We start from the raw sequence: 21,240 nt of genomic DNA on the forward strand, positions 1-21,240 counted from the left end.
AACGACGCATGGCGTGATTTGACGCGCAACCCGAAGGGACGAGCCGAGTTTTGCGCAGCGCTGCGTTACTCGTCGTTCATTTGGAATGACCAAACCACTCTCCTCGCGCCTTGCCCTGCGCAAAACTCGGCTCCGTCGCGGCCACGGCGAAGCACCATCAGACCCTGCGCTTAGAACGCGAAGTCCACTTTGGTCCAGAACGTACGTCCCGGCTCATGGATCGATTCGGGGTCGTTGGCCGGGTAGCCGAAGCCGGCGTTGCCCGCCAGGTTCAGGTGCTCGGCGTAGTCCTTGTCGAACAGGTTGTCGACGCCGGAGCTGACCTTGAGGTGCTTGCTCAGCTTGTACGCGCCGTTGAGCGAGAACACCGCGAAGCCGGGGCTTTCGTCGAAGTCGTAACCGACCACGTTGCCCTGGTTCTCGGCGATCCGCCCCTGGTGCGCGACCACGCGCCAGAGTCCGCCGGCGCTCCAGTCGCCTTCCACGTAGGTCAGGCCGAAACGCGCTTCCAGCGGCGGCATCTGCGGCAGCGCAGTGCCGTCGGTGGTGTTCTTGCCCCAGGCGTAGGCCAGGGTGCCGTCGGCGGTCCAGTTGCTGGTCAGCGCGTAGGCCGCGCCCAGTTCGCCACCCAGGATGCGGGCGTCGACGTTTCGCGCCTGGGAGGTACGGCCCATCATGCCGCCGGGCAGGTAGTCGAACAGGATGTAGTCGCGGATCACACCGACGTAACCCGAGGCCCAGGCCTTGAGCTTCTCGTCTTCGTACTGCGCGCCGAAGTCCAGCTGGGTGGTCTTCTCCGGCTTGATGCTGTCGAAGGCGTTGACCGAGCCGCTCGGCCCCTTGTCCGGGGAGAACAGCTCCCAGTAGTCGGGGAAGCGCTGCACGTGGCCGAGGCCGACATAGAGGGTGGTCGGCGTGTCGGCGAGGTCGTGCTCGTAGCGGGCGAAGCCGCTGGGCAGGGTGTCGGCGCGGGTATCGTCGGCGGTGGGGTTGGGCATCGCCATCATTCCCGAGCCACTGCTCTGCCGGTAGTCCTTGACCGAGGCGCGGTCCAGGCGGGCGCCGCTGATCACCCGGTCGCGGTCGGCGGCGTACCAGGTCAGCTCGCCGAACGCGCCGTAGTTGTGGAACACGGCATCCTTGTCCCAGGGCACTTCGTCATAGGTGCCGATGCCCATGCCGCTGCGTTGGCGGTGTTCGTTGGTCTGCGCGTCGACCCCGGTGATCAGCTTGAAGTCGTCCCAGCGCCAGGTGGCGGCCAGGCGTCCGCCGAGGGTGCGACGGTCGACGTTGGAGGCCATGGGGCCGGCCATCATGCCGGTGCCCAAGGGCGTGCGCAGGCTGTAGTTGTCCATCACGTGGTCGGCGTAGTTGTAGTAGACCTGCGCCTCCAGCTTGTCGAGCACCTCGCCGATGTGGGACTTCTCGAAGCGCAGGCCGAGGCTTTCGCGCTTGAACTGCGAGCCGTCCATGCCGCGCCCGGCGTAGCGCGCCTCGCCATCGCCCTTGCCGGCGGTGAGCTCGACCAGGGTGTCGGCGTCCGGCGTCCAGCCCACGGCCACGTCGCCGTTCCACTTGTTCCAGCGCGAGGGCACGGTATTGCCGCCGCCGTCCTCATAGTCATCGGACTGCGACCGGTTGCCGGTGAAGCGCAGGTAGCCCTCGGGGCCACCGGCGGCGGCGTCCAGCACGCGGTCGAAGCGGCCGTTGGAGCCGGCGGTGAGGCTGCCGTTGACGCGCATGCCCAGTTCGCCGAAGCGCTCCGGTTCGCGGTCGAAGCGGATGGTCCCGGCCGAGGCGCCGGGGCCCCAGATCACCGTCTCCGGGCCTTTGACCACGGTGAGCTTGTCGTAGGTTTCCGGGGAGATATAGGAGGTGGGCGCGTCCATCCGCGCCGGGCAGGCGCCAAGCATGGTGCTGCCGTTGGTGAGGATGTTCAGGCGCGAGCCGAACATGCCGCGCAACACCGGGTCACCGTTGGTGCCGCCGTTGCGAATGGCGGAAAAGCCCGGGATGGTCTTGAGGTAGTCGGCGCCATCGCTGGCGGGGATCGGCTGGCGCGGCTGCTTCGGGTCGGTGACCACGGTCAGCGGCGAACTCTGCGCCACGGCGGTGATGATGCTGGGCGACAGCTCGGTTACCGCGGCATCGCTGAGGTGCGCCGAGTGATCGTCGTCGGCCAGCACGGGAACGGCAGTAAAACCGCCAAGGGCGGTCAGCGCGCACAGGGCGCGCAGGCCGACGGCAGGTTGCCGACGGCGCATGGGCATGCGGGACATTCCATGAATTCCATGATCGATGATGACGCCCGCTCCACACGTACTCGCACGGCGCACGAGCCATTGCAGGCAGGCGCGCCGGGGGCGGGGAGTCGGGATTGCAGGTCAGCCGATCAGGAACGGGGGTGCGCGGGAACGGGCGCCGGGGAAGACCGGCGAAGCGGGAATACGCGACGAGACGAGCTGGGCGAGCGGCGCGCCAATGCCGGGCAGACCGTGGGCGAGCACCACCGGCGGCGGTGTCAGCGGCGGGCTGTGGATCAGCAGGCTGCAGTAGCCGCACTTCTCCATGAAGGCATCGGCAGTAAGCGGCTGCTCACCGTGGGAAACCGGGTCGGCGTGGTGCCCACCGGCGCGCTGGCCGTCGGAGCAGGCCATCTCGTCCATGCCGGCCATGTCGTGGGACATGGCCTTGCCGTGCTGCATGGCGGCGCCATGCTCCATCGGCATGGGGTGATCCATGGGCATGGCGTGATCCATCGGCAGCGACTGGGAGACCAGCGGGCCGACATAGATCATCAGCATGGCGAACAACGCCAGCCAGGTGCCTACACCTTGTCGTGTACGACGGATCACGAAATGTCCTTGGGGATGGAAGGTCCCCGCCTGAGGCGGGTGCGCCATGATCGCACGGAGTAACCACGCTCCGCTGCGGCACGTGGACGCAGAATCAGTTAAGCACAGCGATAAGCTTCAGGATTAATTGCTGAAAATGCAGTATTTCAACAATTTTCTATCGCCCAACTGGAAAGATCGACTTTTCCTACCAAATTTTTCCAAATGCTTGCCATCTGTCTCCCAGGCCATTAGCGTGGACCTCATGAAAACCGCACACACCCTCATTCTGCTTCGCCAACACGCCTGCCTGCGCCTGGTCAGCCCGCGACTGCGTGGCTGAGCCCCCCTTCCCGATTCGCCTCATTCAGATTTTTTGCGCAGGCCCGACAGGCCGCAGAGAACAAGGATTCCGCTCATGAGCATGTTGAAAGACCCGTCGAAGAAATACCGCGCCTTCACCCCGATCACCCTGCCCGACCGCACCTGGCCGGACAAGATCATCGACAAGGCGCCGATCTGGCTGTCCACCGACCTGCGCGACGGCAACCAGTCCCTGATCGAGCCGATGGACGCCGAGAAGAAGATGCGCTTCTTCAAGTGCCTGGTTCAGGTTGGCCTGAAGGAAATCGAAGTGGGCTTCCCGTCCGCCTCGCAGACCGACTTCGACTTCGTTCGCGAGCTGATCGAGGGCGGCCACATTCCCGATGACGTCACCATCCAGGTGCTGACCCAGGCCCGCGACGACCTCATCGAGCGCACCTTCGAATCCCTCAAGGGCGCGAAGAAGGCCATCGTCCACTACTACAACGCCTGCGCCCCGAGCTTCCGCAAGATCGTCTTCAACCAGGACAAGGCCGGCGTGAAAGCCATCGCCGTGGCCGCCGGCCAGACCATCAAGCGCCTGGCTGCCGCCGCACCGGAAACCCAGTGGGGCTTCGAGTACTCGCCGGAAGTGTTCAGCTCCACCGAGACCGACTTCGCCGTCGAGGTGTGCAACGCGGTGATCGACGTGTTCCAGCCCACCCCGGCGAACCGCCTGATCCTCAACCTGCCTGCCACCATCGAGTGCGCCACCCCGAACAACTACGCCGACCAGATCGAGTGGTTCGGTCGCCAGATCAACAAGCGCGACAGCGTGCTGATCAGCCTGCACACCCACAACGACCGCGGCACCGGCGTAGCCGCCTCGGAACTGGCCCTGATGGCCGGCGCCGACCGCGTCGAAGGCTGCCTGTTCGGCAACGGCGAGCGCACCGGCAACCTCTGCCTGGTGACCATGGCGCTGAACATGTACACCCAGGGCGTCGACCCTGAGCTGGACTTCTCCGACATCGACGCCGTGCGCAAGGTGGTGGAAGAGTGCAACCAGATTCCGGTGCACCCGCGTCACCCGTACGTTGGCGACCTGGTCCACACTGCCTTCTCCGGCTCCCACCAGGACGCAATCCGCAAGGGCTTCGCCCAGCAGAAGGACGACACCGTGTGGGAAGTGCCGTACCTGCCGATCGACCCGGCGGACATCGGCCGCAGCTACGAAGCGGTGATCCGTGTGAACAGCCAGTCCGGCAAGGGCGGCATCACCTTCCTGCTCGAACAGGAATACGGCATCAGCCTGCCGCGCCGCATGCAGATCGAGTTCAGCCAGGTGGTACAGAACGAGACCGACCGTCTCGGCCTGGAGATGACCGCCGAGCAGATCTATACCCTGCTGCAGACCGAGTACCTGCAGGCCGTGTCCCCGTTCGGCCTGAAGAACTACCGCCTGCAGGAAGAGAACGGCATCTGCGCCATCGACATCGACGTGACCCACAAGGGCGAGCAGCACCGCTGGCACGGCAAGGGCAAGGGCACCCTGGAAGCCCTGGTCGCCGCGCTGCCGGTGGACGTCGAGATCATGGACTACAACGAGCACGCCATCGGCGCCGGCACCAACGCCCGCGCGGCCGCCTACATCGAACTGCGCGTCGAGGGCGGTCGTTCGCTGCACGGCATCGGCATCGATGAAAACATCACCACCGCCAGCTTCCGTGCGCTGTTCAGCGCTTTGAACCGCGCGGTGACGCTGGGCCACGCGAAAGCCGCGTAATTGCGGTTCGCCCGGTAAGCTGGAAGTCCCTTTGCCCCGGACGCCTTGTGCGTCCGGGGCTGTTTTCGAAGGAGCGAAGACATGAGTGACATCCCGCAAGACAATCCCTTCCAAACGCCCGCCGCCATCCTTGAGGATTCGGCTGTCGGCTCGACGACTGAACCACTCTATCGACTGATCGCCGTCGGCATCGCCACCTTGATCGGCACCCCCATCGCAGGCGCTTGGGTAATTTCACGGAACCTTGAACGTCTTCGTTTGGAAGCGAATTCCAGTAAGGCGTGGGCTTTAGGCATTGGCCTGTTTGTCGCCGTCACCGCTGCCAATTTTTTCATTACCAGCGAACTGCTCTTCATTCTCCTGGTTGTTGCGCAAGTCGTTGGCATGTATGCCTATGCCAGGCTCACCATCGGAAAGGAACTGGAACGCCACCTGATCGATGGCGGCCAATTCGAAGCCACATGGCTTGCTGCGGGTGCAGGTCTGGTTTTCCGTGTCACTATTGTCGGCGCAATGCTGGTTATCGGATTCGTGCTATCCCTGGTCCGATTCTGACCTAGACGTTTATTAGCGTCCCTCCCGCCTAAAGATTCCCCCTATTCCCCTAGGGGGAAGTCTCCGCAATGCTGGTACTCGCCCCGATTACCGCCGCCCCGGCCCTTCCCTAGTCTTGCGTGCACTGCCGTGAAAGCGGCAGGCAAACAAAAAACCGTGTCACGCAATCAGACACCTTCGGCCGCCCCTGCCTTGCGTACAGTGGCGCCCGGTTACCTACAACAACAACGAGCTCGACGTGCTTGGCCATCTGCCTTCACCCGCTTCAGGAGCCAGTAACCGTGAACCCGCAATCCCCACACCCGCAATCCGTCCGTACTTCGCGCTATTCCTGGTATGTCGTCGTGCTGTGCATGGTGGCGTACATCTTTTCCTTCGTTGACCGGCAGATCCTCTCGCTGATGATCGAGCCGATCAAAGCCGACCTGCAGATCAGCGATACCCAGTTCAGCCTGCTCAGCGGGCTGGCGTTCTCGCTGTTCTACGCCTTCATGGGCCTGCCCATCGCGTTCCTCGCCGACCGCTCCTCGCGGGTGAAGATCATCGCCATCGGCGTGGCCTTCTGGAGCATCGCCACCGCCGCGTGCGGGCTGTCGAAGAACTTCCTGCAGATGTTCCTCGCGCGCATGAGCGTGGGCGTCGGCGAGGCCGCCCTGACGCCGGCGACCTACTCGATGCTCAGCGACCTGTTCCCCAAGGAGAAGCTCGGCCGCGCGCTGGGCCTGTACTCCATGGGCGCCTTCCTCGGCGGCGGGCTGGCCTTCCTCGTGGGCGGCTACGTCATCGAGGCGCTGCGTGATGTGCCGGCCATCGAACTGGGCTGGCTGGGCCAGGTGCGCTCCTGGCAGATCGCCTTCTTCATCGTCGGCCTGCCCGGCGTGCTGGTGGCGCTGCTGATCGCGCTGACCATCCGCGATCCGGCGCGCAAGGTGGCGAACCCGGAGCACAAGGCGACCATCGGCGACGGCCTGCGATTCCTGCGCCGCCACCGCGCCACCTTCACCTGCCACTACCTGGGCTTCTCCTTCTTCGCCATGTGCCAGTACGCGCTGATGGGCTGGGCGCCCGCCATGTACATCCGCCAGTACGGCCTGACGCCACTGGAGGTGGGCTACGTCCTGGGCGGCATCCTGCTGGTGCTCAACACCGCCGGGGTGTTCTGCGCCGGCTGGCTGGTGGACGTGCTGCAGAAACGCGGGCGCAGCGACGCCGCGATGATCAGCGGCATGCTCGGCGCGGCCTGCACCATCCCCTTCGTCATCGGCTCGGTGACCGCCAGCAGCCTGCAGCTCTCCGTGCTGCTGATGGGCCCGGCGATGTTCTTCTGCGCCTTCTGCATCTCCACCTCCGCGGCCGCCATGCAGGTGCTCACACCCAACCGCCTGCGGGCGCAGGTGTCGGCGCTGTTCCTGCTGGTGTCCAACCTGATCGGCCTGGGCGTGGGCACCACCCTGGTGGCGCTGCTCACCGACCAGTACTTCAAGGACCCGAAGGCCGTCGGCTCGTCCATCGGCATCATCGTCACCCTCGCCGGGCTGCTCTGCCTGTGGCTGCTGGGCAGCGGCCGCAAGCACTTCCGCCGCAGCCTGGGCCAGGAACAGACGCCCCCGCCCGGCGCCATGCCGCTGGCCAGCACCGCCACCGCGAACTGATCGCGCCCGCCTCGACACGACGTACGCCCGTTCGCCGGCGTGGCGCCCTGCGCCCCGGCGAGCGGCTCCAGGAGATGACGATGTCCCGTAATCGCTTTGCCGGTGCGCTGCTGTGCGGCGCGCTGATGCCCCTCTGTGCCCAGGCCGACCTGATCGACGACAGCCGCCTGGATACCACCCTGCGCAACTTCTACATGCTGCGCGACTATCGCCAGGACAATGCGCCGCAATCCCAGGCCGGCAGCTGGTCCCAGGCCGTGCTGGCCCGGTTCAGCTCGGGCTTCACCGAAGGCACCATCGGCGTCGGCGTGGACTTCACCGGCTTCTATGCCCTCAAGCTCGACGGCGGCGCCGGTACCAGCAACGACAGCAATCTGCCCTACGACCGCAGCACCGGCGAGCCGGTGGATGACTTCAGCCGCGGCGGCGCCACGCTCAAGCTGCGCTATTCGAAGACCACGCTGAAGGTCGGCCTGCTGGAACCGCGCCTGCCGGTGATCTTCCAGGACGACGTGCGCGTGCTGCCGCAGACGTTCCAGGGCGTGATGCTGGAATCGAAGGAGTCGGATCGTTTCAGATTCACTGCCGCGCAGCTGTGGAACACCAGCACCCGCGCTTCCTCCGACCGCGAGTCGTTCTACCTCGCCACCCGCCCTGCCAGCCAGGACAGCAACAAGCTGAACCTGGGCGGCGTCGATGCGCAGTGGGCGCCCGGCTTGTCCACCAGCTACTACTTCGCCCAGCTCGAAGACATCTACGACCAGCACTATGTCGGCGCCAACTTCAAGCAACCACTGGGGGATAACACCGCGCTGCTCGGCACCCTGAGCTACTTCCACAACGAGGAATCCGGGCAGGCGCTGTCCGGGCGCATCGACAACCGCGCCTATGGTGCAAGGCTGGGCGTGAAGCACGGCGGCCAAACGCTTTCGGCGACCTACCAGCGCATGCTCGGCGAGGACATGTTCCCCATGCTGCTGGGCAACACGCCGCAGCCGTACCTGGTCAACTGGGTCACCAATGGCGGCTTCTTCTGGGTGCAGGAGCGCTCCTACCAGCTGCGCTACGACTACGACTTCGCCAGCCTCGGCGTGCCGGGCCTGACGCTGATGACGCGCTACACCAAGGGCACGGACATCGCGCGGCCAGGCAAGAGCGACGGCCACGAGTACGAGCGCGATACCGATGTCGGCTACACCCTCCAGAGCGGGCCGCTGAAGACGCTGTCGTTCCTCCTGCGGACCTCAACGGTGCGCAGCAGCTACGCCAGCGACTATGACGAGGTGCGCTTCATCACCAGCTATCCGCTGGCGTTCTGACCCATGAAAAAGGCCCCTCGCGGGGCCTTTTGCAGTTACTCGTCGTCGCCGCTGGCGGCGACTGCGCCGAGGCAGCAGAGTCGGTGCTGCTGGTCACCGGAGCGCAGCAGCCAGGATTCGTCTTCGGCCTGGTAACTGGCCTCCATCACCTGGTTGTAGCTGAAGCGCCATTCGCGGCGGTCGCGGCCGTCGATGGACTCGATCTGCAGCACCACGTCTTCGCTGGCGAAGGGCTGGTCGGCATGGGCAGCGGCGTCGGCCTGGTCCAGCAATGCCTCGTTGAGCTCGAACTGCCAGGCATGCAGACCGTCGATCAACAGCATGTCGGCGGTTTCCAGCTGGTCCAGCAGGTAGGGAGTCGTGGTCATGGCGGGCACTCGGCAATAGGGCAGGCCGCCATGATAGACCAGCTGGCGTGGCGCTGCCGGCCAATCCGCCCCGCGGCGCGCGGGCGCGTCTACACTGAGGGTTCCCGCACAGCCTCAGGAGCCCAAGCAGATGCGTACACGCGAACTCGGCCAATCGGGCCTGAAGATTCCCGCGCTGGTGTTCGGCGGCAACGTGTTCGGCTGGTCCGCCGACGAGGCGACCTCGTTTCGCTTGCTGGATGCGCTGGTCGACGCCGGGCTCACCTGCATCGACACCGCCGACGTCTACTCGCGCTGGGTCCCTGGCCATGAAGGCGGCGAATCGGAGGCGCTGATCGGCAAATGGCTGAAGAAGACCGGCAAGCGCAACCAGGTGCAGATCGCCACCAAGGTCGGCATGGACATGGGCAACGGCCACAAGGGTCTGTCGGCGGTGTACATCGAGCAGGCGCTGGGGCGTTCGCTCAAGCGCCTGCAGACCGACCACATCGATCTCTACCAGTCCCACTGCGACGACCCGCACACCTCCATGGAGGAAACCATGGGCGCCTTTGCCGAAGCGGTGGAGAGCGGCAAGGTGCGGGTGATCGGCGCATCGAACCTGGAGGCCAGGCGCCTGCGCGAGGCCCGCGAGGTGTGCGAGCGTCTGAAGCTGCCGAATTACCAGAGCCTGCAGCCCAACTACAACCTCTACGACCGCGCCAACTACGAAACCCACCTCGAACCCACGGTACAGCAGCTGGGGCTGGGGGTGATCAGCTTCTATTCGCTGGCGGCGGGCTTCCTCACGGGCAAGTACCGCAGCGAGGCGGACCTGAACAAGAGCAGCGTGCGCGGCTACAAGGTGAAGAATTTCATGAACGAGCGCGGCTTCGCCATCATCGATGCGCTGGAGGACGTCGCCGGTGAACTGAACGCCACGCCGACCCAGGTCGCCCTGGCCTGGCTGATGGCCCGTCCCAGCATCACCGCGCCGATTGCCAGCGCGTCCCGCTTGGAGCAACTGCCGGACCTGATCGCAGCGGTCGACCTGAAGCTCGGTGACGAGGCGATCCAGCGGTTGAATACCGCCAGCGCGTATTGAAGGACGGGGCGACCTGTAGGAGCGGACTTCGTCCGCGATTGCCACCCGGTCAACGTCGGATATCGAACTCGTCCGCATCGAGATAGGCGGGGAAGCGCTCGCGGTAGGCCGCCAGCTCCGCCGCGCTCAGGGCGATCTGGAACACCCCGTCGGCATTGCCGGCCGCCAGCAGGCTGTCGCCCTGGAAGTCGAGCACCTGGCTGTCGCCGGAATAGGCGTGGCCCTTGCCGTCCTCCCCGACGCGATTGACCGCCGCCACATAGCAGAGGTTTTCAATCGCCCGCGCCGGCAGCAGCCGGTTCCAGTGCTGGCGGCGCGCGGCCGGCCAGTTGGCGGTGTAGAGCAACAGGTCGGTGCCCTGCGCATCGCGGCTCCACACCGGGAAGCGCAGGTCGTAGCAGACCAGCGGGCGAATTCGCCACCCCTTCCATTCCAGCAGCACCTGCTGTTCGCCCGCCGTGTAGTGCTGGTGCTCGCCGGCCATGCGGAACAGGTGGCGCTTGTCGTAGTGCTGCACCTCGCCGTCCGGGCGCGCCCAGAGCAGGCGGTTGCGATGGCTGCCGTCGGCAGCGCGGATGATCACGCTACCGCAGACCACGGCGTCGAGCCTCGACGCCTGCGCGCGCAGCCAGGCGTAGGTCGCGCCCTCCTCCGCTTCGGCCAGCGCCTCGGAGTCCATGGAGAAACCGGTGGTGAACATCTCCGGCAGGATCACCACGTCCGCGCCGCGGGCGCTCTCCAGCAGCGCCTCGAAGCGTTCGCGATTGGCCTTGGCGTCGTGCCAGACCAGGGTCGTCTGCACCAGCGCCAGTTTCAGGTCGGGCAGTTGAGTTAGATCGCGCATAGTCGTTCCGCTGCCTGGCGCAGCGTCTCCTCTTTCTTGGCGAAGCAGAAGCGCACCAGGCGCATGTTCGCCGGCGCCTGCTGGTAGAACACGGAAACCGGGATCGCGGCCACGCCGTGCTCGGTGGTCAGCCATTCGGACATGGCGACGTCATCGAGGTCCGGGCGGATCGCCGAGTAATCCACCACCTGGAAGTAGGTGCCGGCAGCACGCTGGAAGCGGAAGCGCGAGCCTTCCAGCAGGTCGCAGAACAGGTCGCGCTTGGCCTGGTAGAAGCCCGGCAGCTCGCGCAGGTGCTCGGGGTGCGCGGCCATGAAATCGGCCAGGGCGTGCTGCAGCGGCGTCACGCCGCAGAAGTTCACGTACTGGTGGATCTTGCGCATCTCCGCCGATAGCGCCGGCGGCGCCACCACGTAGCCGGTCTTCCAGCCGGTGACGTGATAGGTCTTGCCGAAGGAGCTGACGACAAAGGCGCGCGGGTACAGCTCGTCATGGGCCAGCACGCTGGCGTGCTGCACGCCGTCGTAGATCAGGTGCTCGTAGACCTCATCGCTGATCACGTAGATCTCGCGGTCGCGGATCAGCCCGGCGAGGCGATCCAGGTCCGCGCGGTCGATCAGCGCGCCGCTGGGGTTGTGCGGGCTGTTGAGGAAGATCAGGCGCGTGCGCGGGGTGATGGCATCGGCCAGGCGCTGCCAGTCGATGCGGAAATCCGGCTGGCTCAGCGCAACGTGCACGCAGCGGCCGCCGGCCAGCTCTACCGAAGGCTCGTAGCTGTCGTAGCAAGGGTCGAGGACGATGGCTTCGTCACCGGCGCGGATCAGCGCCTGTACCGCACAGAAGATGCCTTCGGTGGCGCCGGGGACGATGGTGACCTCGGCGTCGGCACTGACCTGGCGGCCATAGAACGCGGCCACCTTGGCCGCCACCTGTTCGCGCAGCGCTGGCAGGCCGGTCATCGGGCTGTACTGGTTGTGCCCGGCCAGCACATGGCTGGCTACCGCTTCGAGCAGCGGTGCGGGTGCGGGAAAGTCCGGGAAACCCTGGGAGAGGTTCAGCGCTCCGCTTTGCGCGGCGAGCTGGGACATGCGGGTGAAGATGGTGGTGCCGACATTCGGCAGTTTGCTGGTGAGCATGGCGTGACTACAGGCCGCAGGCAATTGAGAGGGAGGCCCCTACTCTATCGCCTGCGGCGTGCCGCCTGAAGACCGACAGACGTTATTTACGCTTGTCTTTCTTCTTCTTCTCCGCCTTCTTGTGGTGCGACATCAGGCGGCGCTTCTTGTTGACCTGGCGATCGGTGAGCTGGGTCTTCTTGCCCTCGAACGGGTTGTCACCGCCCTTGTACTCGATGCGGATCGGCGTACCGACCAGCTTCAGCACGCGGCGGAAGGTCTTCTCCAGGTAGCGCGTGTACGCCTTGGGCACCGCATCGACCTGGTTGCCGTGGATCACGATCAGCGGCGGGTTGGCGCCGCCCAGGTGAGCGTAGCGCAGCTTGATGCGTCGGCCGTTGACCATTGGCGGCTGGTGGACCTGGATGGCGTCCTCGAGGATCTGCGTGAGCTTGCTGGTGGGCCAGCGGGTCACGGCGGAACGGAACGAGTCCTGCACCGACTTGTACAGGTGGCCAACGCCGGTGCCGTGCAAGGCGGAGATGAAGTGGATGTCGGCGAAGTCAGCGAACATCAGCCGGCGCTCCAGCTCGGTCTTCACGTACTCGCGCTCGGCCGACTCCATGCCGTCCCACTTGTTCAGCGCGATGACCAGCGCGCGGCCGGTCTCCAGCACGAAGCCGAGCAGGTTGAGGTCGTGTTCGACCACGCCTTCGCGGGCGTCCATGACGAAGATGACCACGTTGGCGTCCTGGATCGCCTGCAGCGTCTTCACCACCGAGAACTTTTCCACCGCCTCGAAGATCTTGCCGCGACGGCGCACGCCGGCGGTGTCGATCAGGGTGTACTTCTCTTCGTTGCGCTCGAAGGGGATGTAGATGCTGTCGCGCGTGGTGCCCGCCTGGTCGTAGACGATCACCCGCTCTTCACCGAGCATGCGGTTCACGAGCGTGGACTTGCCGACGTTGGGACGACCGATGATGGCGATCTTGATGCCATCCTTCTCGCTCGGGCCGGGGATGCGCTTGGCTTCCTCGCCCTCGGCAACCTCTTCCAGTTCGCCTGGCAGGTCGTTGTCTTCCGGCGCCTCGGGCTCGGGAGCGAACATTTCGCCCAGCGCTTCCTGGAGCATCTGGGTGATGCCACGGCCGTGGGCGGCAGCGATCGGGATCGCGTGGCCCAGGGCCAGGGGGCTGAACTCGGCGCGGGCGATGTCCGGGTCGACGGTGTCGACCTTGTTCGCCACCAGGTAGGTGCGCTTGTTCTTCTTGCGCAGGTGGTCGGCGATCATCTCGTCGGCGGCGGTGAGGCCGGCGCGGGAATCCACCATGAACAGGACGGCGTCGGCCTCTTCGATGGCCTGCAGCGACTGCTCGGCCATCTTGGCATCGATACCCTCTTCGTCACCGGAAATACCACCGGTATCGATGACGATGAATTTCTTGCCCTGCCACTTGGCCTCGCCGTACTGGCGGTCGCGGGTCAGCCCTGCGTACTCGGCGACGATGGCGTCACGGGTGCGGGTCAGGCGGTTGAACAGGGTGGACTTGCCGACGTTCGGGCGGCCCACCAGGGCTATTACGGGAACCATGCGGCTCTCCAGGAAATTTCAGATTTTCAGAAAACACGACGGCCGCTGCCGTTTTTCACGGCAGCGGCCGGCAGTAACACTCAGCTTAGCGAATCGTGTAGGCGACCAGCTTGCCGCTGTTGCCGAACACGTACATCCAGCTGCCGACTACCAGCGGGCGAACCCGCACGCCGTCACCATCGACCTTCTCGCGGCCGACGAAACGACCGTCCACCTGGCTGAGCAGGTGCACGTAACCTTCCAGGTCGCCGACGACCACGTTGCTCGACAGCACGGCCGGAGCGGACAGCTGGCGGCGAGCCAGCGCGTCGTTGCTCCACAGCGAGGACGAGCCACGGGAGTCGAGGCTTTCCACGGTGCCGCTGGCCTGGCTGATGAACACGCTGCCGGTACCTTCGGCGACGCCGACGTAGCTGGACGCTTCACGCTGCCAGAGAACGCGGCCGGTGCCGACGTCCAGCGCCGCGGCGCGGCCCTGGTAGCTGGCGACGTAGAGAACGTTGTCCACCAGCAGCAGGCCACCGTCGATATCGACGACGCGGTCCAGTTCGGAACGGCCTTGCGGGATGGCGATGCGCTGCTCCCAGACCGGCAGGCCGCGCTCCACATCCACGGCGACGACCTTGCCGCTGGCCAGGCCCGCCAGGGCCAGACGGCCGGCGATCAGCGGAGCGCCAGTGCCGCGCAGGGTCAGCACCGGCACGGTGCCTTCGTAGATCCAGCGCTGGTTGCCGGTGGACGCGTCGAAGCCGATCAGCTTGTCGTCCTGGGTCTGCACCACCACCACGTCACCGTTGGTGGCCGGGGCTGCCAGCACTTCGCTGGTGACCTTGGCGCGCCACTTCTGCTCGCCCGAACCGGAATCCAGAGCAATCACGTCACCACGCAGGGTGCCCAGCAGGACCATGCCGTTGCCCACGCCGACGGCGCCGGAGATCGGCAGATCGAGATCTTTCTTCCACAGCACTTCGCCGCTCTCGCGCTGCATGGCCATGACGCGGCCTTCGGCAGACGCGGCGTAGATGGTCTGGCCATCCACGGCGGGTTCGAGCAGGTTGTAGAGGTCGCCCTGGCCGTCACCGACGGAGCGGCTCCACTGTTTCTCCAGGCGAACCTCTTCCTTGAAATCGGTCAGTTCGGCCGGCGGCAGTTCTTTCTTGCTATTGCTGCTGCAACCCACAGCCATCAGGGTCAGTGCCAGCAGTGCAACGTGTTTCCAACGCAACATCTCAGGCGTCTCCCTTGGCCAGGTCGTCGAGTTTCATCTGCAGGGCGCCAACGGCGGCGTCTTCAGGCAGCGCGGCCTTGGCCTTCTCGTAGGCGACGCGGGCGTCGTCATTGCGCTTGAGCTGCAGCAGCAGGTCGCCGCGCAGTTCTTCGCGGGTGGCGACGTAGGCTTTGTCGACAGTGCCGTCGAGCAGCTTCAGCCCTTCCTCGGCCTTGCCCTGGGCAGCCAGGACACGGGCCAGGCGCTGGCGGGCCAGCTCGCCGAGGGTGGCGTCCACCGGCTTGTCGACCACGGCCTTGAGCTCAAGGGCGGCGTCGTCCAGCTTGCCGTTGTCCACCGCGACCTTGGCGACGAACAGGCGGCCGTACTGGGCGTACGGGGTGCCGGGGAAGTCGGTGGTCAGCTTGCCGGCCAGTTCGGCGACCTTGGCGGTGTCGGGCTTGCCGCTCGGGTTCAGCGCGGTTTCCAGCAGGGCCTGGTAAATGATGGAAGCGCCCTGGGACTGGCTGGTCTGGTACTTTTTCCAGGCCTGCCAGCCGAACACCACGATCAGCGCCAGCGCGGCGCCGGTCAGCAGGGGCATGCCGTTGCGCTGCCACCAGTCCTTGATGTCAGCCAGTTGTTCTTCTTCGGTACGGTTACTCACCCCAATACTCCTATCCGCTCGATTCAGGCCTGCTGGAGGCAGGCAGCCAGGTGCTCGGGCAGAGCATCCCAGGCGATATTCTGTTGTTCGCCCTCGCCACGCAGGGGCTTGAAACCTACCACGCGGTTGGCCAGTTCGTCGTCACCCAGAATCATGGCGAACTGTGCGCCACTCTTGTCGGCCTTCTTGAACTGGCTCTTGAAGCTGCCGGCGCCGGCGTTGACCAGCAGGCGCAAGCCGGGAATGGCATCACGCAGCTTCTCGGCCAGGGTCAGCGCTGCCAGCTCCGCCGGCTCGCCGAAGGCGCAGACGTAGAGATCCGCCGGGCGGTTCAGCTCGGCAGGCACCACGCCCAGGGTTTCCAGCAGCAGCACCAGGCGCTCCACGCCCATGGCAAAGCCCACGCCCGGCGTCGGCTTGCCGCCGAACTGGCTGACCAGGCCATCGTAGCGGCCACCGCCGCAGACGGTGCCCTGGGCGCCGAGCTTGTCGGTGACCCATTCGAAGGCGGTGCGGCAGTAGTAATCCAGGCCGCGCACCAGCTTCTGGTTGATCTCGTAGCGCAGGCCGACCGCATCCAGACGGGCCTTCAGGCCCTCGAAGTGGGCGATCGACTCGTCGTCCAGGTAGTCGTGCAGGCTCGGCGCACCGACCAGCAGGGCCTGGGTGCTTTCCACCTTGCTGTCGAGGATGCGCAGCGGGTTGGTGGTCATGCGGCGCTGACTGTCTTCGTCCAGCTGCTCGAAGCGCTCCTGCAGGTAGGCCACCAGGTCGTCGCGGTAACGTGCGCGAGCCTCGCTGGAACCCAGGGTGTTCAGCTGCAGGGTCACGGCGTCGGCCATGCCCAGCTTCTGCCACAGGCGCCAGGTGAGGATGATCAGCTCGGCGTCGATGTCCGGGCCGGGCAGGTTGAAGACTTCCACGCCGATCTGGTGGAACTGGCGGTAGCGGCCTTTCTGCGGCTTTTCGTAGCGGAACATCGGGCCGGTGTACCACAACTTCTGTACCTGGCCACCGCCGGACAGGCCGTGCTCGAGCACAGCGCGCACGCAACCCGCGGTGCCTTCCGGACGCATGGTCAGGGATTCGCCGTTGCGGTCGAGGAAGGTGTACATCTCCTTGTCGACCACGTCGGTGCCTTCGCCGATGCCGCGGGCGAAGAGTTCGGTGAACTCGAGGATCGGCAGGCGGATCTCGCTGTAGCCGTAGCTGTCCAGCAGGCCGGCGAAGGTGCGTTCCAGATAACGCCAGGCCGGGGTCTGGTCCGGCAGGATGTCGTTCATGCCACGGATGGCTTGCAGGGACTTGCTCACGTAGGGTCCTTGTTGCGGTCAGCCGCGCACGATGAGTGCGGCGTCGGCCTCGGCCTTCTCGGCCGCTTTTTCGCGGATCAGCCGTTCCAGCTCATCCACCAGGTTATCGTTCTGCAGCTTCTGCGCCGGCTTGCCGTCGATGTAGATCAGGTTGCTCGGGGTGCCGCCGGTGAGGCCGATGTGCGCCTCCTTGGCTTCACCCGGGCCATTGACCACGCAGCCGATCACGGCGACGTCCAGCGGCACCAGCAGGTCTTCCAGGCGGCCTTCCAGCTCGTTCATGGTCTTGACCACATCGAAGTTCTGCCGCGAGCAGCTCGGGCAGGCGATGAAGTTGATGCCACGGGAGCGCAGGCGCAGCGACTTGAGGATGTCGAAGCCGACCTTGATCTCTTCCACCGGGTCGGCGGCCAGCGAGATGCGGATGGTGTCGCCGATGCCTTCGGCGAGCAGCATGCCCAGGCCGACGGCGGACTTCACGGTGCCCGAACGCAGGCCACCGGCCTCGGTGATGCCCAGGTGCAGGGGTTGTTCGATCTGCTTGGCCAGCAGGCGGTAGGCGGCCACCGCCATGAACACGTCGGAGGCCTTCACGCTGACCTTGAAGTTCTGGAAATCCAGGCGGTCGAGGTGATCGACGTGGCGCATGGCCGATTCCAGCAGCGCCTCGGGGGTCGGCTCGCCGTACTTCTTCTGCAGGTCCTTCTCCAGGGAACCGGCGTTGACGCCGATGCGGATCGGGATGTTGCGCTCGCGGGCGGCATCCACCACGGCTTTGACGCGGTCTTCGCGGCCGATGTTGCCGGGGTTGATGCGCAGGCAGTCGACGCCCAGTTCGGCCACGCGCAGGGCGATCTTGTAGTCGAAGTGGATGTCGGCAACCAGCGGTACCTTGACCTGCTGCTTGATCTTGCCGAAGGCCTCGGCAGCGTCCATGTCCGGCACGGAGACGCGGACGATGTCGGCGCCGGCGTCTTCCAGACGGCGGATCTGGGCCACGGTGGCCGCCACATCCAGGGTGTCGGTGTTGGTCATGCTCTGCACGGCGATGGGGGCATCCCCACCCACCGGCACGTTACCGACCCAGATCTTGCGGGACGGGCGACGTTTGATCGGAGACTCGCAATGCATCTTACTGTCCACCCAACTTCAGGCGAGCGGTGCCGCCGCGCGCCGGCGTGACTTCGACCGGCTGGCCGTTGTAGCTGACCTGGGCGCCCTGGGCGAAGCCCAGACGCAGCTGAACCGGCGCCTTGGCGGCGACTTCCAGCGAATCACCCTTGCGCTTGAGGCCCTCGAGGACGACCTTGCCATCGGCATCGGTCACCTGGGTCCAGCAGTCGGCGCTGAATTGAACCTTCACCACGCCTTGGCCGGCAGCGGCGACCACGGGCGCAGCAGGTGCCTCGGTCGAGGCGGCCGGGGCCACCGGTGCGGTCGGAGCGGCGGGCTGAACAGCCGGTTGCTGCGCCGGCACGGCCGGGGCCTGGGCCGGAGCGCTATCGGCGACAGCCGGAGCGCCCGGGGCAGCGGGAGTCGACGGCGCGGCCTCGGCCGGCGCCTCGTTGCTGCCGTTATCGCCGGCCGGTTCGCTCGGAACCGCTGGCGTATTGGCCTGATCCTCGGCGACAGCCTGGTCTTCCGGCTCGTCGAGGGTATGGATCTCGGTGGTGCCGTCGGCGCTCTCGACCTCGACGTGCTCCATGTTCAGGGCGCCGGTTTCGGCCGGGCGCGCGGAGCGTTCCTGCCACCAGAAGTAGCCGAAGGCGATCAGCACGGCCAGCAGGGCCAGGCTGAACAGGCGCAGCAGGTTGCGCGACAGGCGCACCGGCTCGACGACGCGGCCGAGGCTGTGCACGCTGCTGCCGGTGGCATCGGTGCCGGTGTACTGGTCGAAGGCCTGGACCATCTGGGCCTGGTCCATGCCCAGCAGCTTGGCGTAGGCGCGCACGTAGCCGCGCGCGAAGGTGTGACCCGGCAACTGGTCGAAAGAGCCCTGTTCGAGCTGGCGCAGGGCGCTCTCGGTCAGGTTCAGCTGGCCCGCGACCTGCGCGGTGCTCCAGCCCTTGTTCTCGCGCGCCTGGCGCAGTGCTTCGCCAGGGTTGGCGCGGGTCGTGCCGATGACATCGGCCTGCGACGTATTCATCATTTATCCGCCTGGTATGCCTGGTATTCAGGAGAAGCGGGATACAGGCGCTTGAGTTGCAGCCCGTAGCTGGCAGCGGTATCCCGGTCGTCGTAGATCTTTGCCAGTCGAATCCCCAGCAGCAGGCTGCGCGCGGTCTGCGGGCCCCGCTTGAGGTATTCCTCGTAGAACGCGCGAGCGGGTACGTACTCGCGGTCCTGGTAGTTCAGGTCGGCCAATTCGAGCAGAGCGCCCGTGGAATTGCGATTCAGGCGGATGGCCTTTTCGAAGAATTCCTTGGCTTGTGCGCGATTGTTGAGTTTCAGGCTGACCAGGCCGAGGTTCTCGAAGATGCGCGAGCGCTCGGAATAGAGCCCGTCCTCGGTGGCCTTCATGTAGGTGTCGTAGGCTTCCTGGTAGCGCTTCTGCTCGAACAGGAAACCTGCGTAGTTGTTGAGGATGCGCGCATCGCCCGAGCGCGAGGACAGCGCCTTGCGGAACTCGCTCTCGGCCAGCTTGGGCTCTTTCTCCACCTGGTAGACCACGGCCAGCGCGGCGTGGGCGTCGGCGCTGGAGGAATCGATGTCCAGCGCCTGGCGCAGCGGCACCTTGGCCTGTTCGGTATTGCCCATCTGCAGGTAGCCGATACCGAGCTGGATGTACGCGTCCCGGGCCTCGTCGCGGCCCTTCTCGGTTTTCAGAGGATCCTGTTTACCAGTCGTCACGCAACCCGTCAGCACGGTTGCCAACAGTAAGCACAGCGCGGCGCGCAGGGTCATCGGAATCCTCCCTCGTTCAGTTTCGATTGGCGTTGGTCGGAGCCTGTTCGGCATCCGCGGCCAGCTGTCGTACGGCGATATAGCGTTCGCTGCGGCGGGTGCGGTCCATCACCTGGCCCACCAACTGGCCACAGGCGGCGTCGATGTCGTCGCCGCGGGTGGTGCGAACGGTCACGTTGAAGCCGCTCTTGTGCAGCATGTCCTGGAAACGGCGGATGGCGTTGTTGCTCGGCCGCTCGTAGCCCGAATGCGGGAACGGATTAAACGGAATCAGGTTGATCTTGCAAGGGAAATCCTTGAGCAGTGCGATCAGCTGCTCAGCATGCTCGGGCTGGTCGTTGACGCCGGCCAGCAGGGTGTACTCCACGGTCAGCACGCGCTCCTTGCCCAGGCGCGTGATGTAGCGGTAGCAGGAGTCGAGGAGCATTTCGAGCGGGTACTTCTTGTTGATCGGTACCAGCTTGTTGCGCAGTTCGTCGTTGGGGGCGTGCAGCGACAGGGCCAGGGACACGTCGGTCACCTCGGCGAGCTTGTCGATCATCGGCACCACGCCGGAGGTGGACAGGGTCACCTTGCGCTTGGAAATACCGTAGCCGAGGTCTTCCATCATGATGCTCATGGCGCTCACGACGTTGTCGAAGTTCAGCAGCGGCTCGCCCATGCCCATCATCACCACGTTGGTGATGGCACGGTCGATCTTGCCCGGGATGGTCCCGAACGATTGGTTGGCGATCCAGACCTGGCCGATGATCTCGGCGGAAGTCAGGTCGCTGTTGAAGCCTTGCTTGCCGGTGGAGCAGAAGCTGCAGTCCAGCGCGCAACCGGCCTGGGACGACACGCACAGGGTGCCGCGGCCGCCTTGCGGGATGTACACGGTCTCGACGCAACTGCCCGAGGCCACGCGCACCACCCACTTGCGGGTACCGTCAGCGGAAATGTCCTGGCTGACGATCTCCGGGGGACGAATTTCGGCAACGGCCTCGAGCTTTTCGCGCAAGGCCTTGCCGACGTTCGTCATGGCGCTGAATTCCAGGGCGCCAAAGTGGTGAATCCATTGCATCACCTGGCCGGCGCGGAAGCGCTTTTCACCGATGGACTCGAAGAATTCCTCGAGCTGGGGCTTGGTCATGCCCAGCAGGTTGGCCTTTACAGCGGTATCAGTCATGGATTCACCCTCGCTCATTCGCCTGGATCAGCGAATGCGCTCGCACACCTCGGTGCTGGAGAAGAAGTAAGCGATTTCGCGAGCAGCGGAAGCTTCCGAGTCGGAACCGTGTACGGCGTTCTCGTCGATGGAAACGGCGAAGTCGGCGCGGATGGTGCCGGCGTCGGCTTTCTTCGGATCGGTGGCGCCCATCAGCTCACGGTTGCGCAGGATGGCGTCTTCGCCTTCCAGAACCTGAACGACGACCGGGCCGGAGGTCATGAAGGCAACCAGGTCCTTGAAGAAGGGACGCTCTTTGTGCTCGGCGTAGAAGCCGCCAGCTTCGCGCTCGGACAGCTGAACCATCTTGGAAGCGACAACGCGCAGGCCGGCTTTCTCGAAGCGGGTCAGGATTTCGCCGATGACGTTCTTGGAAACGGCGTCGGGCTTGATGATGGAGAAGGTACGTTGCAGGGCCATGGAAATAACTCCGAAAAGCAAGGTTGGTAATGCCAAGAAGCCCCTGGCGTGGCCAGGAGCTCCTGCGATTCTAG

19 protein-coding genes are annotated in these 21,240 nt (G+C 65.4%); 5 read left to right on the forward strand and 14 right to left on the reverse strand.

Translation table 11 applies throughout. From position 1 onward, the window contains the following. Nucleotides 1-170 precede the first annotated feature (170 nt). Entirely contained in the window at nucleotides 171-2,279 is a 2,109-nt protein-coding gene (locus tag N0B71_RS01940) for a TonB-dependent copper receptor (protein WP_259756908.1), read from the reverse strand. Nucleotides 2,280-2,384: 105 nt separating this feature from the next. Further along, nucleotides 2,385-2,855, reverse strand: coding sequence for a DUF2946 domain-containing protein (locus tag N0B71_RS01945; RefSeq protein WP_259756910.1), 471 nt, complete (start codon nucleotides 2,853-2,855; stop codon nucleotides 2,385-2,387). A 397-nt stretch (nucleotides 2,856-3,252) separates the two neighbouring features. Between N0B71_RS01945 and leuA the strand changes: the two genes are divergently transcribed. The 4 genes from leuA to N0B71_RS01965 all read left to right on the forward strand — a co-directional run bounded on the left by leuA (nucleotide 3,253) and on the right by N0B71_RS01965 (nucleotide 8,449). After that, nucleotides 3,253-4,923 carry a 2-isopropylmalate synthase gene (leuA, locus tag N0B71_RS01950; RefSeq protein WP_259756911.1) on the forward strand — a complete coding sequence of 557 codons (1,671 nt, stop codon included), beginning with the start codon at nucleotides 3,253-3,255 and terminating at the stop codon, nucleotides 4,921-4,923. An 81-nt stretch (nucleotides 4,924-5,004) separates the two neighbouring features. Beyond that, complete coding sequence (locus N0B71_RS01955; protein ID WP_259756912.1) at nucleotides 5,005-5,478, forward strand: hypothetical protein; 474 nt, start codon at nucleotides 5,005-5,007, stop codon at nucleotides 5,476-5,478. A gap of 281 nt (nucleotides 5,479-5,759) precedes the next feature. Then, the gene (locus N0B71_RS01960; RefSeq protein ID WP_259756914.1) at nucleotides 5,760-7,130 is read left to right on the forward strand and encodes a spinster family MFS transporter; all 1,371 of its coding nucleotides are present in this window, start codon (nucleotides 5,760-5,762) and stop codon (nucleotides 7,128-7,130) included. Between the two features lie 80 nt (nucleotides 7,131-7,210). Then, nucleotides 7,211-8,449: an OprD family porin gene (locus N0B71_RS01965; protein ID WP_259756916.1), complete on the forward strand. Its 1,239-nt coding sequence runs from the start codon at nucleotides 7,211-7,213 to the stop codon at nucleotides 8,447-8,449. Between the two features lie 35 nt (nucleotides 8,450-8,484). On the opposite strand, the gene N0B71_RS01970 is transcribed toward N0B71_RS01965, so the two are convergent. Next, nucleotides 8,485-8,817: a DUF5629 family protein gene (locus tag N0B71_RS01970; protein ID WP_259756918.1), complete on the reverse strand. Its 333-nt coding sequence runs from the start codon at nucleotides 8,815-8,817 to the stop codon at nucleotides 8,485-8,487. Nucleotides 8,818-8,947: 130 nt separating this feature from the next. On the opposite strand from N0B71_RS01970, the gene N0B71_RS01975 reads away from it, so the two are divergent. Then, entirely contained in the window at nucleotides 8,948-9,901 is a 954-nt protein-coding gene (locus N0B71_RS01975; RefSeq protein WP_259756920.1) for an aldo/keto reductase, read from the forward strand. A gap of 49 nt (nucleotides 9,902-9,950) precedes the next feature. Here the strand turns inward: N0B71_RS01975 and N0B71_RS01980 are convergent, their stop codons facing one another. The 11 genes from N0B71_RS01980 to ndk form a co-directional block, all read right to left on the reverse strand. Continuing rightward, nucleotides 9,951-10,745, reverse strand: a complete 795-nt coding sequence (locus N0B71_RS01980) for an amidohydrolase (RefSeq protein ID WP_259756922.1) — start codon at nucleotides 10,743-10,745, stop codon at nucleotides 9,951-9,953. Next, entirely contained in the window at nucleotides 10,733-11,881 is a 1,149-nt protein-coding gene (locus tag N0B71_RS01985; RefSeq protein WP_259756924.1) for a pyridoxal phosphate-dependent aminotransferase, read from the reverse strand. Before N0B71_RS01985 ends, N0B71_RS01980 begins: the two co-directional genes overlap by 13 nt. Nucleotides 11,882-11,963: 82 nt before the next feature. After that, nucleotides 11,964-13,451, reverse strand: a complete 1,488-nt coding sequence (gene der / locus N0B71_RS01990; protein ID WP_017522279.1) for a ribosome biogenesis GTPase Der — start codon at nucleotides 13,449-13,451, stop codon at nucleotides 11,964-11,966. A gap of 85 nt (nucleotides 13,452-13,536) precedes the next feature. Continuing rightward, nucleotides 13,537-14,679, reverse strand: a complete 1,143-nt coding sequence (bamB, locus tag N0B71_RS01995; RefSeq protein WP_259756925.1) for an outer membrane protein assembly factor BamB — start codon at nucleotides 14,677-14,679, stop codon at nucleotides 13,537-13,539. Between the two features lies 1 nt (nucleotide 14,680). Further along, nucleotides 14,681-15,325: a YfgM family protein gene (locus N0B71_RS02000; RefSeq protein WP_259756926.1), complete on the reverse strand. Its 645-nt coding sequence runs from the start codon at nucleotides 15,323-15,325 to the stop codon at nucleotides 14,681-14,683. 23 nt (nucleotides 15,326-15,348) lie between these two features. Further along, on the reverse strand, nucleotides 15,349-16,638 hold the full coding sequence (hisS, locus tag N0B71_RS02005) for a histidine--tRNA ligase (RefSeq protein ID WP_259756927.1): 1,290 nt from the start codon (nucleotides 16,636-16,638) through the stop codon (nucleotides 15,349-15,351). A gap of 18 nt (nucleotides 16,639-16,656) precedes the next feature. Continuing rightward, nucleotides 16,657-17,769: a flavodoxin-dependent (E)-4-hydroxy-3-methylbut-2-enyl-diphosphate synthase gene (gene ispG / locus N0B71_RS02010; RefSeq protein WP_259756928.1), complete on the reverse strand. Its 1,113-nt coding sequence runs from the start codon at nucleotides 17,767-17,769 to the stop codon at nucleotides 16,657-16,659. Nucleotide 17,770: 1 nt separating this feature from the next. Further along, on the reverse strand, nucleotides 17,771-18,787 hold the full coding sequence (locus N0B71_RS02015) for a helix-turn-helix domain-containing protein (RefSeq protein WP_259756929.1): 1,017 nt from the start codon (nucleotides 18,785-18,787) through the stop codon (nucleotides 17,771-17,773). Further along, nucleotides 18,784-19,542 carry a type IV pilus biogenesis/stability protein PilW gene (gene pilW, locus N0B71_RS02020; protein ID WP_259756931.1) on the reverse strand — a complete coding sequence of 253 codons (759 nt, stop codon included), beginning with the start codon at nucleotides 19,540-19,542 and terminating at the stop codon, nucleotides 18,784-18,786. The genes N0B71_RS02015 and pilW overlap by 4 nt, the downstream gene beginning before the upstream one ends. Nucleotides 19,543-19,558: 16 nt before the next feature. Continuing rightward, nucleotides 19,559-20,707, reverse strand: a complete 1,149-nt coding sequence (gene rlmN, locus N0B71_RS02025; protein WP_259756933.1) for a 23S rRNA (adenine(2503)-C(2))-methyltransferase RlmN — start codon at nucleotides 20,705-20,707, stop codon at nucleotides 19,559-19,561. Between the two features lie 27 nt (nucleotides 20,708-20,734). Further along, nucleotides 20,735-21,166: a nucleoside-diphosphate kinase gene (ndk, locus tag N0B71_RS02030; RefSeq protein ID WP_017522287.1), complete on the reverse strand. Its 432-nt coding sequence runs from the start codon at nucleotides 21,164-21,166 to the stop codon at nucleotides 20,735-20,737. Nucleotides 21,167-21,240 lie beyond the last annotated feature (74 nt).

This window comes from Pseudomonas sp. GCEP-101, from assembly GCF_025133575.1.
Taxonomy (GTDB): Bacteria; Pseudomonadota; Gammaproteobacteria; order Pseudomonadales; family Pseudomonadaceae; genus Pseudomonas; species Pseudomonas nitroreducens_B.